Origin of the sequence: Methylobacillus gramineus, assembly GCF_020532675.1 — a bacterium.
Lineage (GTDB): Bacteria > Pseudomonadota > Gammaproteobacteria > Burkholderiales > Methylophilaceae > Methylobacillus > Methylobacillus gramineus.
This window is the reverse complement of record NZ_JAJAVE010000001.1, coordinates 1472430-1488785: the sequence shown is the minus strand read 5'-3', so window position 1 is coordinate 1488785 and position 16356 is coordinate 1472430. Positions and strand designations below refer to the sequence as shown.

Annotated in this window: 11 protein-coding genes; all 11 read left to right on the top strand. The window is 52.9% G+C overall.

All coding sequences use genetic code 11. The features are described 5' to 3' along the window. Positions 1-7 precede the first annotated feature (7 nt). The 11 genes from LG201_RS06870 to leuA all read left to right on the top strand — a co-directional run bounded on the left by LG201_RS06870 (position 8) and on the right by leuA (position 16245). The gene (locus LG201_RS06870) at positions 8-910 is read left to right on the top strand and encodes a nonribosomal peptide synthetase MxaA (RefSeq protein WP_226771416.1); all 903 of its coding nucleotides are present in this window, start codon (positions 8-10) and stop codon (positions 908-910) included. Then, the gene (locus LG201_RS06865; RefSeq protein WP_226771415.1) at positions 907-1887 is read left to right on the top strand and encodes a vWA domain-containing protein; all 981 of its coding nucleotides are present in this window, start codon (positions 907-909) and stop codon (positions 1885-1887) included. Before LG201_RS06870 ends, LG201_RS06865 begins: the two co-directional genes overlap by 4 nt. Further along, positions 1872-2423: a hypothetical protein gene (locus LG201_RS06860; protein WP_226771414.1), complete on the top strand. Its 552-nt coding sequence runs from the start codon at positions 1872-1874 to the stop codon at positions 2421-2423. The genes LG201_RS06865 and LG201_RS06860 overlap by 16 nt, the downstream gene beginning before the upstream one ends. Then, positions 2420-3400 carry a vWA domain-containing protein gene (locus tag LG201_RS06855; RefSeq protein ID WP_226771413.1) on the top strand — a complete coding sequence of 327 codons (981 nt, stop codon included), beginning with the start codon at positions 2420-2422 and terminating at the stop codon, positions 3398-3400. Before LG201_RS06860 ends, LG201_RS06855 begins: the two co-directional genes overlap by 4 nt. 500 nt (positions 3401-3900) lie before the next feature. Beyond that, a complete protein-coding gene (locus LG201_RS06850) occupies positions 3901-5277 on the top strand; it encodes an MdtA/MuxA family multidrug efflux RND transporter periplasmic adaptor subunit (protein WP_226771412.1) in 1377 nt (458 codons plus the stop codon). Next, on the top strand, positions 5274-8408 hold the full coding sequence (locus LG201_RS06845; protein WP_226771411.1) for an MdtB/MuxB family multidrug efflux RND transporter permease subunit: 3135 nt from the start codon (positions 5274-5276) through the stop codon (positions 8406-8408). The genes LG201_RS06850 and LG201_RS06845 overlap by 4 nt, the downstream gene beginning before the upstream one ends. Before the next feature lie 16 nt (positions 8409-8424). After that, positions 8425-11586: a multidrug efflux RND transporter permease subunit gene (locus LG201_RS06840; protein ID WP_226771410.1), complete on the top strand. Its 3162-nt coding sequence runs from the start codon at positions 8425-8427 to the stop codon at positions 11584-11586. Then, positions 11586-13010 carry an efflux transporter outer membrane subunit gene (locus tag LG201_RS06835; protein WP_319006041.1) on the top strand — a complete coding sequence of 475 codons (1425 nt, stop codon included), beginning with the start codon at positions 11586-11588 and terminating at the stop codon, positions 13008-13010. Before LG201_RS06840 ends, LG201_RS06835 begins: the two co-directional genes overlap by 1 nt. A gap of 134 nt (positions 13011-13144) precedes the next feature. Then, complete coding sequence (locus LG201_RS06830) at positions 13145-14143, top strand: alpha/beta hydrolase (RefSeq protein ID WP_226771409.1); 999 nt, start codon at positions 13145-13147, stop codon at positions 14141-14143. Positions 14144-14203: 60 nt separating this feature from the next. Continuing rightward, the gene (locus LG201_RS06825; protein WP_226771408.1) at positions 14204-14365 is read left to right on the top strand and encodes a hypothetical protein; all 162 of its coding nucleotides are present in this window, start codon (positions 14204-14206) and stop codon (positions 14363-14365) included. A gap of 197 nt (positions 14366-14562) precedes the next feature. Next, positions 14563-16245, top strand: coding sequence for a 2-isopropylmalate synthase (gene leuA / locus LG201_RS06820; RefSeq protein ID WP_226771407.1), 1683 nt, complete (start codon positions 14563-14565; stop codon positions 16243-16245). The last annotated feature ends 111 nt before the right edge of the window (positions 16246-16356 follow it).

The window sequence follows — 16356 nt, the reverse complement described above, 5'->3', positions numbered from 1 at the left end:
GAAAAATATGATGCTATTGATAGGTGGTTTGATCGCTGTATTGGGCTATTTTCCCGCAGCATCGGCTGCAGATGAGCAACCTGGGTTACAGATAATCAACCCTGCCAAAAGTTATGGCATACAGGTTGGGGACACCTTGTCTCGCAGGATAGTACTAGACCTGCCTGCGGGTAGCACTATTGCTAAAGCTGGCGTGCCACTAAAGGGCAGCAAGGCCGAGGGCATAGAGCTGGTGGGGGTTGAGGTCAGTGAGAGCGACAGTGGCAATGGGCGGCAATATAGTCTGCGGCTGGATTATCAAGTGTTTGCGAGCAGTGCCAAGCCGGTGGTGATGCGGCTGCCACAAGCCAGCCTGAAGATGTCAGCCCAGGATGGGCAGGAGTCCGTGTTGACCATTCCTCAGTGGCCATTCTGGTTTTCCCCCTTGGTCGTCAGTAGTTCTGGTAAGGCCGGGATCAATATGCAGGCCCAGTTCCGGCCACCTGCAGTGGAGGTGGCAAAGCTGCATGCCTGGCTAGGCGTTTGTGTGTGTCTGGTAGTGTCTGGTTTGCTGGCGTTGATTTATATCAATGCTGACAAGAAATGGTTGCCATTCATGGGCGGTGCATTTGCGCATGCGCACAGGAGAATCAAGCGACTCAAGGCGACGCCAGGGTCAACGAAAGAGGCTTTTTATCATATGCATGCCGCGTTTAATCAATGGTATGGCGGTAATTGTTTTGCCCAGGATATCGATAGCTTTGTACAGCAGAATCCGCGCTTTGGTAAATCCAGGGAAGATATTGCCCGCTTCTTTACAAGCTCGAATGAGCAACTGTTCTTCGGGCAGGCCAAGGATGCGTCGGAAGTCATCAAGGAGCTGAAGCAGCTCAGCAAGCAATTCCGCAACTGTGAGCGAGGCGTAGCGTGAGTTTTCAATATCCCTGGTGGCTGATACTGCTGCCGCTTTGCTTCATTCCTTTCTGGCTAAAGAGCCGTCAAGGCCACTTGTATTCATGGATCACGATCTTGCCGGAAGACAGCTTATCCAGGCTCATGGATAAGGGCTTGAAAGGCTTGATGACCCTATTGCTGTTATCTATTTTGCTCGCTCTTGCGCATCCACATGGGCCGGAGAAAGTGGTGCAGCGGATTGGCAAGGGTGCCCAGACTGTAATGGTGATTGACCGCAGTGTCAGCATGGATCATCCGTTTGCGGGCGATGTGACCTCGGGTAGTGCGGCTGAAATCAAATCCACTGCAGCGCGTCGATTGATCACCAAATTTATCGACTCCAGGCCGGATGACATGATGGGCGTGGTTGGATTCTCCAACTCTGCGCTATATGGCATCAAGATCACCAATAACCGCGATGCCATTCATGCGGCCATCAATGCGGCGACCAGCCCTTCCATCAATCAGACCAATATCGGTTCTGGCCTGACCAGGGCGGTGACCTTGTTTGACAACATAGACAGTACCGGCTCCCGCGCCATCATCCTGTTGTCGGATGGTGCCGGGAAGTTAAGCCCGCGAGTGAAAGCTACCCTGCAGACTACCTTGAAGAAAAACAATCTAGCGCTGTACTGGATTGTATTAAGGCAGCCTGATGATGTGAGTATTTTCTCAAAGAATGTCTACGATGAGGATAGGGTGCCGACTGCCGTGGCACTGGACCGCTACTTTCAGTCCCTCAACATCAAGTACCACGCGTATGAAGCTGATAACCCGGCCACTCTGCAATCTGCCATCCAGGATATTGGTAGCCGGGAAAACAAGACGATTCAGTATCCCATCACCATTCCGGGCAGAAACTTCTCAAAAGACCTGGCCTTATTGGCGCTGATATTCGGGACATTGATCCTGCTGTTCAAAAATCTGAGGGTGTATTCATGGAAAAACACGTAATCGTCAAAAATGCAGTGGCTGGATTGATCCTGCTGACAGGGGTGGTCGGCACCTTGATGGCGGGCTATCAAATCAAGCTGGCTGAGCAGGTGAACCAGGCCTTGCTGACAGGTGAGGAAATCACGGATGAGAACTATGCGTTCCAGCGGAAATTTGCGGAAGCCTATTTTCAGGGCGCTTCGAAGAACTACAAGCATGCGGTGCAAAACTATAGTCAATTGCTGGAAAGTGCCGACAAGAGGGGAAATGTCAGCAATGAAGTCCGTTCCCAGATCTATTTCAATATTGGTAACAATCTTTTCCGTTCCGGCCTGATCCGCATGGTGAATTCAGATGGGTCTTTGCAGGATGATGCCAAATATGCTTATGCACAGGCCATGGTGGCATATGAACAGTCGCTTAAATTGGTGCCAGACCAGTCAGCTGCCAAATTCAATTTGAGTCTCTTGCATGCGGTCATTCCGCACAATATGCAGATCAGCAAGCGTGAGCAGTCCGGGATGGAGTTGAGTAACCTGCCGATTGGATTGCCATGAGGCTGCGATTACTCACACTCAAAGCGCTGTCCTGGGCCAGGAGTCACTATGAGACCTTACTGATAAGCCTTGCCATGCTGCTGCTGGTTGGTTCATTGGTAAAGCCGCAAGTCATGCTCAAGCAGGAGGTACATAACTTCCTGTTGCTGGCAGATGTATCGCAGAGCATGAATGCCCAAGACCTGAAGCTGAACAACAAAACAGTCAGCCGCATGGAATATACCCAGCACTTGATGAAACGTATCGTGGAAACCTCTTCCTGCGGGACGTATATCAGCCTGGGAGCCTATTCTGCCGAAAATGTCGCCTTGCTGTTTATGCCACTGGAAGTCTGTGCTAATTATGATGAAATCATGGACTCCATTGCCCAGTTGGAGTGGCGTATGGCATGGAGCGGGAACAGCCGTATTACGTTTGGTATCAAGGCGGCAGAGGGGGTACTCGATTACCTCGACACTCCGGCCAAGATGCTGTTTTTTACCGATGGAGATGAGGCGCCGAAAGCCAATGGCATTAACAAATTGGACCTGAGCGATGTGCGTATAGGCAAGCGCGTGGTGTTTGTTGGAATCGGTGGTAAGGAAGCCGTGCCTATCCCACGCTATAACGCGAATAACAAATGGGTGGGATATTGGGGCATAGACTCTAAGGAGGAAGGCGGCGGTGGGGGTAATTATGCCGATGCGAGCAAGGATGATCCTGATCCGGTGGTCGCTTCAGCTGAGTATGATCGCTACCTGTCCAGCCAGGACGTTGAGCATTTGCAGGAGGTCGCCAAGGAAATTAATGGGCAGTATATCGAGGGTAGCGATAGTGATGATTTTCTCGCGTTTGTACAAAAGCAGAAACCGGCGGCCAGGATACTGTCCATTTATTCACTGACCTGGATTTATTACAGCTTGGCATTTCTGTGCATACTGGGGGTTTACTTGCCGAATCTCTTGCGCACTGGACGTCCATTTAAGATGCCCATTTAAGATGAGCGCGTTATCCGGATAATAATAACAGCGGGGAGTATGGCCGCTTAAGTGCGTGATGTACTGACACAATATGCACTACCCTGAGCAAACCTCAATCAAATGAGGTTTGCTTTTTTTATGGGGTGCGGCGAATCCGGACACTTGAGAGTAAGTGTGGCTGCTTGAGCTGGGGCCTGGTTTCAATGTAAGGCTTTGTAAGCTACCGTGCTACGATAGCCGGGCTTAATAAGCGATATGTGTTTTGATTGTAATTATGTAAGTCATTAATTTTAAATTGGTTTAATAATTTCTATGACTTGATCGTTCATTTCTTGCTGCGGTCAATTTTCCGCACGCTTTGTCATCAAAACCAGACAGATGTAGGGTTGTGTAAATTAGTTTGCCGCTGTTCGTCTGACCCCATAATATTTACCGCATTAAGGGCCGGTTCCCGTTGCGCCATCTGTGGCTGCGGGCCGCAATTTTCATGTTTTAGTTTATGCATTGACCTCATTACTATGCCTAGTCCAATTTTAAAAACATTACGTCCCTGGCTCATCCTGCTGCTGATTCTTGGCGCTGTTGGATATTCGTTATGGAAATTCCTGCCCAATTCGTCCAGTCAGAACCACCAGGGGCCGCCTGGCATGGGTGGTCCGGGAGCAAGCAGAGCCGGACCTCCGGGCGCAGGACGTGGTGGCCCACCCGGTGGCGGGCGTCGCGGTATGTTTGGTGAGAGCATGCTGGTGAGTGTGGCGACAGTGAAAAAAGCCCCACTCTCTGTCCAGTTGGAAGCGGTGGGCACCGTGACCTCCCTCAATACCGTCAATGTGACGGCCCGCGTGGATGGGCAATTAAGCAAAATCCTGTTTACTGAAGGCCAGGAAGTGAAACAGGGCGATGTGCTGGCAGAGATAGATGCAAGGCCATACCAGGCTGCGCTGAAGCAGGCCGAGGGCGTGGTCAGTCAATATACGGCCCAGTTGAAAAATGCCGAGATTGACCTGGCGCGTTACCAGGAACTACGGGAAGAAGACTCGATTGCGATCCAGACGATAGATACGCAGAATGCCTTGGTTCGTCAGTACAAAGGCAATCTGGAAAATGCCGAGGGTCAAGTGGAGGCAGCCAGGCTCAACCTGGATTTCACCAAAATCCGCGCGCCTATCAATGGCCGTATAGGCTTGCGCCAGATTGATGTTGGCAACCAGGTGACGGCTAACTCAACGACGCCTATCACGGTATTGACCCAGACTCGTCCCATCAGTGTGGTGTTCAGCCTGCCTGAGCAGCAACTCAATACAGTGCGTCAACAACTCAAGCGCAACCCGGACAAGCTGGTGGTCGATGCGCTTGATCGCCAGCGTGCCAGCCGTATCGCACGTGGCAAGGTCATCAGCCTGGATAACCAGATTGATACCACTACCGGGACATTCAAGCTGCGTGCCAGTTTTGCCAATGCTGACGATAGCCTTTACCCCAACCAGTTTGTGAATGTGCGCCTGAATGCATCCGAGGTGGAGAGTGCGTTGCTGATTCCAAGTGGCGCATTGCAGCGGGATGATGAAGGTACTTATGTTTACGGCATTGATGGCGAGAAAAAAGTATCCAAGCTGCGTGTGGTGGTTGGCGTGAGCCAGGCCGAGCAAGTGGAAATACGCCAGGGCCTTGTGGAGGGCCAGCGCATTGTCACTGAGGGCGTGGATAGATTGGCGGATGGCATGACAGTCAGGGTGGCAGGAGATGCGGAAGACACTCGTCCTCATCGTACGCCGGGAGCTGGTGAGGGACGGCATGGGCAATGGCGCCAGCAGAAGGAAGGCCAGCCTGCTGTTAACCCAGCACAGCCGGGACAGCCACAGCCACCAGCGCAAGCTGGAGGTCAGCGTTCATGAATCCTTCGAGGATATTCATCGAGCGGCCAGTCGCGACCACGCTCCTGATGCTGGCATTGCTGATTTCAGGCATCTTGGCGTATCGCATGCTGCCGGTGGCCTCCCTGCCAGAAGTCGAATATCCGACTATTCAGGTTAAAACCCTGTATCCGGGCGCCAGCCCTGAAGTCATCAACTCCATGATCACGGCTCCATTGGAAAGTCAGTTAGGCAAGATCGCGGGCCTGGATGAAATGTCATCAAGCAGTGCTGGCGGGGCTTCTGTGATTACCCTGCGATTCAGCCTAGCTTCCAGCTTGGGCATTGCGGAGCAGGGCGTGCAGGCTGCCATCAATACGGCTTCCAACCTGCTGCCTTCAGACCTGCCCAGCCAGCCCATATATAGCAAGGTAAATCCTGCGGATGTGGCAATTCTGACCCTGGCAGTGACTTCTGATGGCCTGGCTTTGCCCAAAGTACAGGATTTGGTGGATACACGCCTTGCGCAAAAAATTGCGCAGATTTCCGGGGTGGGGATGGTCAGTATCAGTGGCGGCCAAAAACCTGCTGTGCGCATCAGCGCCAATTCAACCGCGCTGGCATCCTATGGATTGAGCCTGGAAAGTGTGCGCACAGCCATTGCCACTAACAACCTGAATGGTTCCAAAGGCAGCTTTAATGGCGCAACGCGATCCACCACCATCGATGCCAATGATCAGATGCGCAATGCGGATGAATATCGCGATCTGATCTTGAGTTATCGCAATGGCGCACCGGTGCGTTTGCGGGATGTGGCGCAGGCTTATGATGGCGCAGAAAATGAATACCTGGCGGCATGGGCCAATGAAAAGCCCGCAGTCATTGTGAATATCCAGCGCCAGCCGGGTGCCAATGTGATTGAGGTGGTGAATCGCATACGCGACATGCTGCCTGACCTAGAGGAGAGCCTGCCGGAAAACGTGGAGGTTTCCATCCTCAGTGATCGCAGTACCACCATTCAGGCATCGGTCAAGGATACGCAATTCGAACTGATTCTAGCAGTGGGGCTGGTCGTGCTGGTGACTTTCCTGTTTCTGCAGGATGGCCGCGCAACCCTGATCCCCTCTGTTGCTGTGCCTTTGTCACTCATTGGTACGTTTGGCGTGATGTATATCGCTGGTTTTTCCATTAACAACCTGACCTTGATGGCATTGACCATTGCGACCGGTTTCGTGATTGACGATGCGATTGTCATGCTGGAGAACATAGAACGCTATATTGAACAGGGAGATTCCCCCTTGCAGGCAGCGCTCAAAGGCTCAAAGCAAATCAGTTTCACCATTATTTCCCTGACGATTTCCCTGATTGCGGTGCTGATTCCATTGCTGTTCATGAGCGATATTGCTGGCCGCTTGTTCCGTGAATTTGCATTGACGCTGGCGATTGCCATTCTGGTGTCCATGTTCATTTCCCTGACCTTGACGCCCATGCTCTGCGCGCTTTGGCTGCATCATGTTCCGCCAGCCAAGAAAAGCCGCTTTGCTCAAAGTGGGGCTAGTTTCATGCAGGGGCTGATTGGCCGCTACGGTCAGGCTTTGAAGTGGGTACTGGCACATCAGGGGCTGACGCTGGCGACTGCGGTCGTGACGTTGCTGGTGACCGTGCTGTTATATCTTCACTTGCCCAAGGGATTTTTCCCCACTCAGGATACCGGCTTGATACAAGGCATTACCGAAGCGTCGCAATCAGTGTCATTTGCCTCCATGAGCAAAAAACAGGAGGAGCTGGCGCGTATCATCAAGCAGGATCCGGCGGTAGAGGGTTTTTCTTCATATATAGGGGTGGATGGCACCAATGAGGCCTTGAACACCGGCCGTATGCTCATCAACTTGAAACCCCATGCGGAGCGCGATGATTCCGCCATGGACGTGATCAAGCGCCTGAAGCAAGCCACTGCTGATATCAGTGATATCAAATTGTACTTGCAGCCGGTGCAGGACCTGACCATAGAAGACAAGGCTAGCCGCACACAGTATCGCTTCCTGCTGACAGACCCTGATATCCATGTCTTGCAGTCTGCGATGCCCAAGGTGATGGACAAGCTACGGCAGTTGCCTCAGCTGTCTGACGTGGCCAGTGATTTGCAAGACCAGGGATTGCAGGCCTATCTGGTGATAGACCGGGACAATGCTGCACGATTGGGCGTTACGGTGAGCAGTATCAATGCAGCACTTTATAATGCATTTGGTCAGCGCCTGATCTCGACCATTTATACCCAGGCCAGCCAATATCGCGTAGTGCTTGATGTACCGCCCAATTATCGTAGCGGGCCGGAATCACTGGCCAATCTCTATGTGCCGGGAAGCACCACAGATAGCGCCGGGGTGGTGGTCAGCTCGCAAGTGCCACTCAATTCGCTGGTGCGGGTAGAGCAACGTAATGCCTTGCTGACGATTAACCATATTGGCCAGTTCCCGGCAGCGACCATTTCCTTCAATCTTGCCAGCGATGTTGCACTGGGGGATGCGGTGAGCGCGATCCGCCAGGCTGTCGTTGATCTGCAGTTGCCCAATAGTATCCAGACCCGATTCCAGGGCGCCGCCATGGCGTTTGAAGCCTCGTTGTCGAATACCCTGTTGCTGATACTGGCAGCCCTGCTTTGCATGTATATCGTGCTGGGGATTCTGTATGAGAGTTTCATTCATCCGGTGACCATTCTTTCCACCCTTCCTTCCGCGGCAGTGGGGGCATTGCTGGCCCTCTGGGTGTCTGGACAGGAGGTCGGCATGGTAGCCATCATTGGGATCATCCTGCTGATCGGCATTGTGAAGAAAAACGCCATCATGATGATCGATTTTGCATTGGCAGCTGAACGTGAGCAGGGGTTGGCGCCTACCGAGGCCATTTATCAGGCGTGTTTGCTACGTTTCAGGCCTATTCTCATGACGACCATGGCTGCCATTTTCGGCGCACTGCCCCTGATGTTTGCAACCGGTGCTGGTGCCGAGCTGCGTCAACCACTGGGCATCACCATGGTGGGTGGTCTGCTGTTGTCGCAACTGCTTACTATTTTTACTACACCAGTCATTTACCTGTTGTTTGACCGCATGGTGCGTCGTCGTCGGCAAACGGTACAAGCGCGCATCACCGATGCGGATGAGGAGCTAGCTTGATGGATGGTGCGATAGCATGGTGAAGCGCGTCCTGTCCCAATCTGAGCTGAAGGCCTCCGAGCGCAGTCCTTCCGCGCTCTTTATCCTGCGACCGGTCATGACATGGCTGGTGTCGCTAGGTTTCCTGCTAGCGGGTTGGCTGGCATTTGGCTTCTTGCCGGTGGCGCCTCTGCCACAGGTGGATTTCCCTACCATTGTGGTCTCGGCATCATTGGCGGGCGCCAGCCCTGAAACCATGGCGTCTTCAGTGGCGACTCCGCTGGAGCGTAGTTTGGGACGGATTTCCGGCATCTCGGAAATGACGTCCTCCAGTTCGCAAGGCAGCACCTCGGTGACCTTGCAGTTCGAGCTTGAGAAGGACATCAATGTGGCGGCACGCGAGGTGCAGGCTGCCATCAATGCTGCTGCTGGCATGTTGCCCACGGGCATGCCGACTCGCCCGAGCTATCGCAAGATGAACCCCGCGGATATGCCGAGCATGGTGCTGACCATGACTTCCCCAACCAAGAGTATGGGCGAGCTTTATGACCTGGCAACCAATATGGTGGGCCGCAAGATTGCCCAGGTGCAAGGGGTCAGCCAGGTCAACGTGGCGGGCAGTTCGCTACCCGCCGTGCGCGTTGATCTTAACCCGGATGCGCTGAGCCAGCAGGGGCTTTCACTCGATGATGTGCGTACCGCCATCAACGCGGCCAATGGCAGCGGCCCCAAGGGATTTTTGCAGGATGATGAATACAGCTGGCAGATTGATGCCAATGACAGATTGCTGCGGGCCAAGGATTATCGTCCACTGATTATTGCCAATCGGCAGGGTGCAGTGACGCGCTTGAGTGATGTTGCCACGGTCTATGACTCGGTAGAGGATGTGCGCAATGTAGGCTTTCATAACAATCAACGTGCCATTCTGTTGATTGTAAGCCGGGAGTCTGGTGCCAATATCATTGAGATGATAGACGATATACGTAGCCAGCTCCCCAGCATCCAAAGCAGTTTGGGTGACGATATCAAGTTAACCGTGGTGGAAGATAGAAGTCCCAATATCCGGGCATCGCTACATGAAGCGGAATTCACCCTGATGATCTCGGTCGCGCTGGTGATTCTGGTGGTCTATATTTTCCTCAAAAATGGCAGGGCGACGCTTATTCCAGCACTGGCAGTGCCGGTATCCCTGATTGCCACATTTGCGGCCATGTATTTATGCGGGTTTTCCTTGAATAATCTATCGCTGATGGCGTTGATTATTTCCACCGGGTTTGTGGTGGATGATGCCATCGTGGTGGTCGAGCACATCAGTAAGCGCATAGAGCAGGGGGAGTCTCCCCTGCGAGCCTCTTTGCGTGGTGCGCGTGAGGTGGGCTTTACCGTAGTGGCCATGAGTGTGTCACTGGTGGCGGTATTTATTCCCTTGATATTCATGGGGGAAATTACTGGCCGCTTGTTCCGCGAATTTGCTGTGACCTTGTCGGTGGCAATTTTGATCTCTTTATTTGTTTCCCTCACGCTCACCCCCATGCTCTGCGCTTACTTATTGCGGCGCCAGGATGCCAGGGCTGTTGATCCGGCGCATCCTGCGGTTCAGGATAGGGATGGTTTTTTCCAGAGACTCCTGACCTTTTATCGTAACACCTTGTCATGGACGCTGGACCATTCTGCCATGACACTGGTCATTCTGCTGTTTACTATTGCGGTTAATGTGTATCTCTATATTGTCATTCCCAAAGGCATGTTTCCTGACCAAGACACTGGCCGCATGTTTGGCAATGCGCGTGCAGATCAGGGCGTGTCTTTTAATGAGTTGCAACGCAAGCTGGAAGCGTTTCGCAATATCCTGCTGGCAGATCCCGCCATTGATCAGGTGATGGTGATGTCGGGAAGCGGCCGCGGTCCAGGCGCATCTACCAACTCTGGTAATTTCATTATCATCCTGAAAGACATCAAGCAACGTGAGCCGGTTGAAGCCATTATTGCCAGGCTGAGACCCAAGCTGGGTGAAGTGCCCGGGGCATCCATGTTTCTGGTCAATATGCAAGATTTACGCATAGGTGGGCGCTCCAGCGATTCCTCATACCAAATGACACTGAAAAGCGATGACATCAAGGCACTGCGGGTATGGGAACCCAAGGTGCTGGAAGCAATGCAGGCGGTGCCGGACATTACCGATGTTAGTGGCGGCGGACGCAGCAAGACCGTACAGGTCTACCTGCATATAGACCGTGCCGCTGCCCAGCGACTGGGCGTGGATGTGCAGATGATCATTGCCTTGTTGAACAATTCCTATGCCCAGCGGCAGATTTCGACAATTTACCAGGAGCAGAACCAGTACCGGGTGGTGATGGGGGTAGCGGATAAATACATGCAAAGCCCGGACATTCTCTCCAGTCTCTATGTTGTTACCAGCACGGGCGCACGCGTGCCACTGTCCAATCTGGTGACGCTGGGGTATAACACTTCGCCTTCTTCCGTTCAGCATGAAGGGCAGTTTGCATCTGTTACTTTTTCCTTCAACCTGCCTGAGGGCGGTAACCTCGATAACGCCAAGCAAAAGGTACGCAATGCATTAAGTGACCTCAAAATGCCATTGAACGTACAGGCGACTTTTTCTGGTACCGCAGGCGCACTTGATAAGGTGCTGGCGCAGATGCCCTGGCTGATTGTGGCAGCGCTCGCTTCTGTTTATATCGTGCTCGGCATGTTGTATGAAAGTTACATTCACCCATTGACCATTCTTTCCACCCTGCCTTCCGCCGGGGTCGGGGCTTTGCTGGCCTTAATCCTGTTTGATACACCACTCACCCTGATTGCCTTGATTGGCATCATTCTCCTGATCGGTATCGTGAAGAAAAATGCCATCCTCATGATTGACTTTGCCTTGGTGGCGGAGCGCGAGCAAGGCCTGGCACCCCGAGAGGCTATTATGGAGGCATGCATGCAACGCTTGCGACCCATCCTCATGACCACGATGGCGGCTTTGCTAGGCGCGTTGCCGCTGATTTTCGGCACCGATGGGGATGCACCCCTGCGCAGGCCACTGGGCGTGGCGATTGTCGGCGGCTTGTTGGTGAGCCAGTTATTGACCCTATACACCACGCCAGTCATTTATCTTTATCTGGATCGTTTGCGTCACTGGGCGATGCGTAAGCGTGGTACGCAAGACAGTGCAATGTTGGAGAGCAAGTAATGAGTACATTGGCCAAGGTTGGCATGGTGGGGCTGTCGTTATTATTGTCGGCGTGCATGGTGGGGCCGGACTATCACCGGCCTGATACAGTGGTGCCTGCGCAGTTCAAGCATGTGGAAGGCTGGAGCATGGCTGCACCTGCAGATGAACAACCACGTGGTGAGTGGTGGCAGCGATATGGCGATGCTGAGCTCAATGCGCTGATTGAACGCCTGAACCAATCGAACCAGACGGTAGCCCAGTATGAGGCGCAATATCGCCAGGCGTTTGCCCTGGCGCAAAGTGCGCGTGGCGCCCTGTTCCCACAACTGACCACTACGGTAGGCAAGACACGGGCAGGGCAGGGTACAGGCAGTTCTACCTCTAGCCAGACCGTGCAGACGACCGGCATCCGCAACACGTATAATGCGGCCCTGAATGCCAGCTGGGAAGTTGATATCTGGGGAAGCCTGCGTCGCACCCTGGAAGCTAACACGGCAACCGCGGATGCCAGCCTGGCAACACTGGCCGCCATGCGCCTCAGCATGCAATCCGAGTTGGTACAGAACTATCTGCAATTACGCGTGATGGATCAGCAAAAACGCTTGCTTACCGAAACTGTAGATACCTACAAGCGTGTCATGCAAATGACGGAAAGTCAGTTCAAGCGCGGCATCGTATCAAGTGCCGATGTCGCTGCTGCACAAACCCAGTTGAAAGGTACTGAGGCTGATCTGGTTGATCTGGTCTGGCAACGTGCACAACTGGAAAATGCCATTGCCGTGCTGATCGGTGAAGCACCAGCCAATTTCTCGTTGGCAGATAACGGGGCAGTGCCATTATTGCCTGGTATACCGGCGAGCGTTCCCAGCCAGTTGCTGGAGCGGAGGCCGGATGTGGCGGCGGCTGAACGTTCCGTGATCTCGGCTAATGCCAGCATAGGCGTAGCCAAGGCGGCGTATTATCCCAGCTTGAGTTTATCTGCTGCCGGTGGTTACAGAAGCAGCACGTTTGGCGACTGGATTACGCTGCCTAATCGCTACTGGTCGGTGGGACCTTCACTGGCGATGACGCTCTTCAATGGCGGTCGTAACAAGTATGCGGTCGATAGTGCGGAAGCGACCTACGATGCCTCGGTCGCGAGTTACAGGCAAACCGTGTTGACCGCTTTCCGTGAAGTTGAAGATTATCTGGTGGCCTTGCATACGCTAGGCGAGGAATCGGTCTTGCGCGAGCAGGCGACAGAAGCGGCGCGTAAATCGCTCAAGCAGTTCACCAACCAGTATCGTGTGGGGTTGATCAGCTTTCTGGATGTGGTGACCGCGCAGACCACCGCCCTGAATAATGAACGCACCTTGCTGACCTTGCAGCAAACCCGCCTGATTAACAGCGTCCAGCTGGTGGCAGCGCTAGGTGGTGGTTGGGAAGGGTTACCGCAAAAATAACAGTCAGTCCTGTTATTCCTACATGGCTATCAGTTAGCTGCTGACATCATGTGCTCATTCGCTGGCGTACAATCAGACACAGGATAGCCAGCTGAGGCTGGCTCACATCTCATCAGCCAAGCCGGAGGACAGACATGAACATACTTAGCCCTATCTTGAATACATTTTCCCCCTCGCAGGATCAATACAGTGGGGTTGAACCACAAACGCGAGCGTTTCTTGAAAAACTGGCTGATTCAGATAGCAAGCCGCTTGAAGAGCTCTCGGCGGTGGAAGCTCGGCAAGTCTTGGTCGATACACAGAAAAGTGTGCCGGTTGATTTGGCCCATGTTGATATTGAGCAGCGGGAGATACAGGCTGAAAATCACACCATCAGCCTGACAGTCGTTCGCCCTCCCAATCTTGCTGTCAATCCGCCTGTAGTCATGTTCTTCCATGGCGGTGGCTGGGTATTGGGCGATTTTGAAACCCATCAGCGCTTGATCCATGATTTAGCCATCGCGTCTGATTGTGCAGTGGTGTATGTCGATTACACCCGTTCCCCGGAAGCTAGATATCCCACTGCGACCATCGAGTGCTATCTGGCGACAAAATGGGTGGCGGAAAATGGCCACCAGATCGGTGTGGATGGCTCGCGCCTGACAGTGGCTGGTAATAGTGCGGGTGGCAATATCGCCACGGTAGTATGTTTGATGGCCAAGGAAAAAAACACGCCGCTGATTCGTCATCAAACCCTGTTCTGGCCGGTCACAGATGCACGTTTCAATACAGAGTCCTACCAACAGTTTGAAAGCGATTACTTCCTGACACGCAATATGATGAAGTGGTTTTGGGATCATTATCTTGAAAATCAGGATAGCCGTCGTGAAATCTATGCTTCCCCATTAAATGCGACTGTAGAGCAATTGGCGGACTTGCCTCCTGCGCTGATTCAGACAGCTGAGTTTGACGTATTGCGTGACGAGGGCGAGGCCTATGCGCACCTGCTGATTGATGCGGGGGTCGAAGTGACCAGTACTCGCTACCTGGGAGCGATTCATGATTTCGGCCTGCTCAATCCTCTCGTCAACACCCCACAGGCAAAGGCGGCGGTATTGCAGGCGGCAAGCGAAATCAGGAAATATGTCAGTTAACAGCCATGAGTTCATGTCTCTTCCGAGGTATGTTCACTAGCAACATGCCGTTTGGAGAATATGGCTTGGTTTGGTCCAGGCAGGCTCACGCCTGCCTGGATTGACACAGGTAGGCTGTCTGTTTATGATTGCCCAATCATGAAGATACAGCAGACCACTTTTGTTTCCTTCCTCCAGGCCTTGTTCGGCCTAGGTCTGCTGCTGCGCCTGGCGCGCATCTAATACTATCCTCCTCCTGCTAATGTTCTCTGTCCTTGAAGTTTCGAGGACTAATCCCTGTTATAAAGTCATGTGCGAGTGTTGAATAATGAATCCCTTTTTTAGTCAGTGCCGACTGCGGTACGGTTGTCAGGCCTTGCGTGTGCGGTAGCCTGCCAGCCCAGTCAAGCCGTCATCTGCCCTTAAACTGAGAGAACACCATGTTAAAACAACCCAATAGCAAATACCGCCCATTTACCCCGATTGACTTGCCACAGCGTGCCTGGCCAGCCAGAACCATCAGCAAGGCACCAATCTGGATGAGTACGGATCTGCGCGATGGCAACCAGGCCTTGTTTGAGCCCATGAACGCAGAACGCAAGATGCGCATGTTCAAGATGCTGGTGGATATTGGCTTCAAGGAAATTGAGGTAGCTTTTCCTTCTGCTTCGCAGACTGATTTTGATTTTGTGCGCAACCTCATAGAAAACGGGCATATCCCGGACGATGTGACCATCGAAGTGCTGACCCAGGCGCGTGAAGACTTGATCCGTCGTACTTTTGAATCCTTGCGCGGCGCACGCCGGGCGATTGTGCATGTATACAATGCTACTGCCCCCGAATTCCGCAAGATCGTGTTCAAAACCGATCAGGCGGGGGTTAAGAAAATTGCCACGGATAGTGCGCGCCTGATCAAGCAGCTGACTGATGAGCGCCCGGAAACCGAGTGGGTATTCCAATACAGCCCGGAAACCTTTACAGCCACCGAACTGGATTTCGCCAAGGACATTTGTGATGCGGTGACCGAGATATGGGAGGCGAGGCCAGATCGCAAGATTATCTTGAACTTGCCCGCTACCGTTGAAATTGGCACCCCGAATTACTATGCAGACCAGATTGAATGGATGCATACCCATCTTGCCCGTCGTGACAGCATTATTTTAAGCGTGCATCCGCATAATGACCGCGGTACCGCTGTTGCCGCTGCTGAGCTGGCTGTGATGGCAGGTGCAGACCGGATTGAGGGTTGCCTGTTCGGTCATGGCGAGCGTACCGGGAATGTGGATTTAGTCAGTCTTGCCCTGAATCTTTATACGCAGGGCGTTAACCCTAGGCTGGACTTTTCCAATATCAACGCGATTGCACGAACAGTGGAGGACTGTACGCAACTACCTGTACATCCCCGTCATCCTTATGCTGGCGACCTGGTATTCACTGCCTTCTCAGGATCGCATCAGGATGCGATCAAGAAAGGATTTGCGGTGCAAAACCCTGATGGTGTATGGGAAGTACCCTATCTGCCTATAGATCCCCATGATGTAGGCCGTACCTATGACTCGATCATTCGGGTTAACAGCCAATCCGGCAAGGGGGGTATCGCCTACCTGCTCGAAACCGGTTACGGCCTTGCCATGCCACGTCGCATGCAAGTGGAGTTCAGTGGAGCGGTTCAGCGACTCACCGATACAACAGGGCAGGAAGTCTCTGCGGATGGTATCTGGAGTTTGTTCAATCGTGAATATATAGAGGCGGTGGAGCCTGTGCATTATGTTGATCACGAGTTGAGTGAACATGGTGAGCAACAACATATCAAACTGATTGCCAGAATTGATGGAAAAGAAAAGACCCTGGAAGGGAAAGGCAATGGGCCAATAGATGCCCTGGTGAATGCCTTTGGGAGCCAGTTATCCATTCATGACTATGAGGAACGTGCGATGGGGGCGGGAGCCAGTGCCAAGGCGGTGGCGTTTGCCGAGCTGGGTTATGCGGGCCAGCCGGGAACCGTCTATGGGGCCGGCATTGATGCTAACTTGGTGACAGCGTCTATTCTTGCCGTGATTAGTGGTATCAATCGCTTGTATAGTCGGCTGGATAATGTGCAACAAGCGGCATTTTTCAGTTAACTGGATATATTAAACACAAAAGCCCGAGATTTTCTCGGGCTTTTGTGTTTAAGGGCTAGTGTAGTGATCTCACTTTGCTTTGGCATTGGGATTTTTCGTCTTGTTACTCGT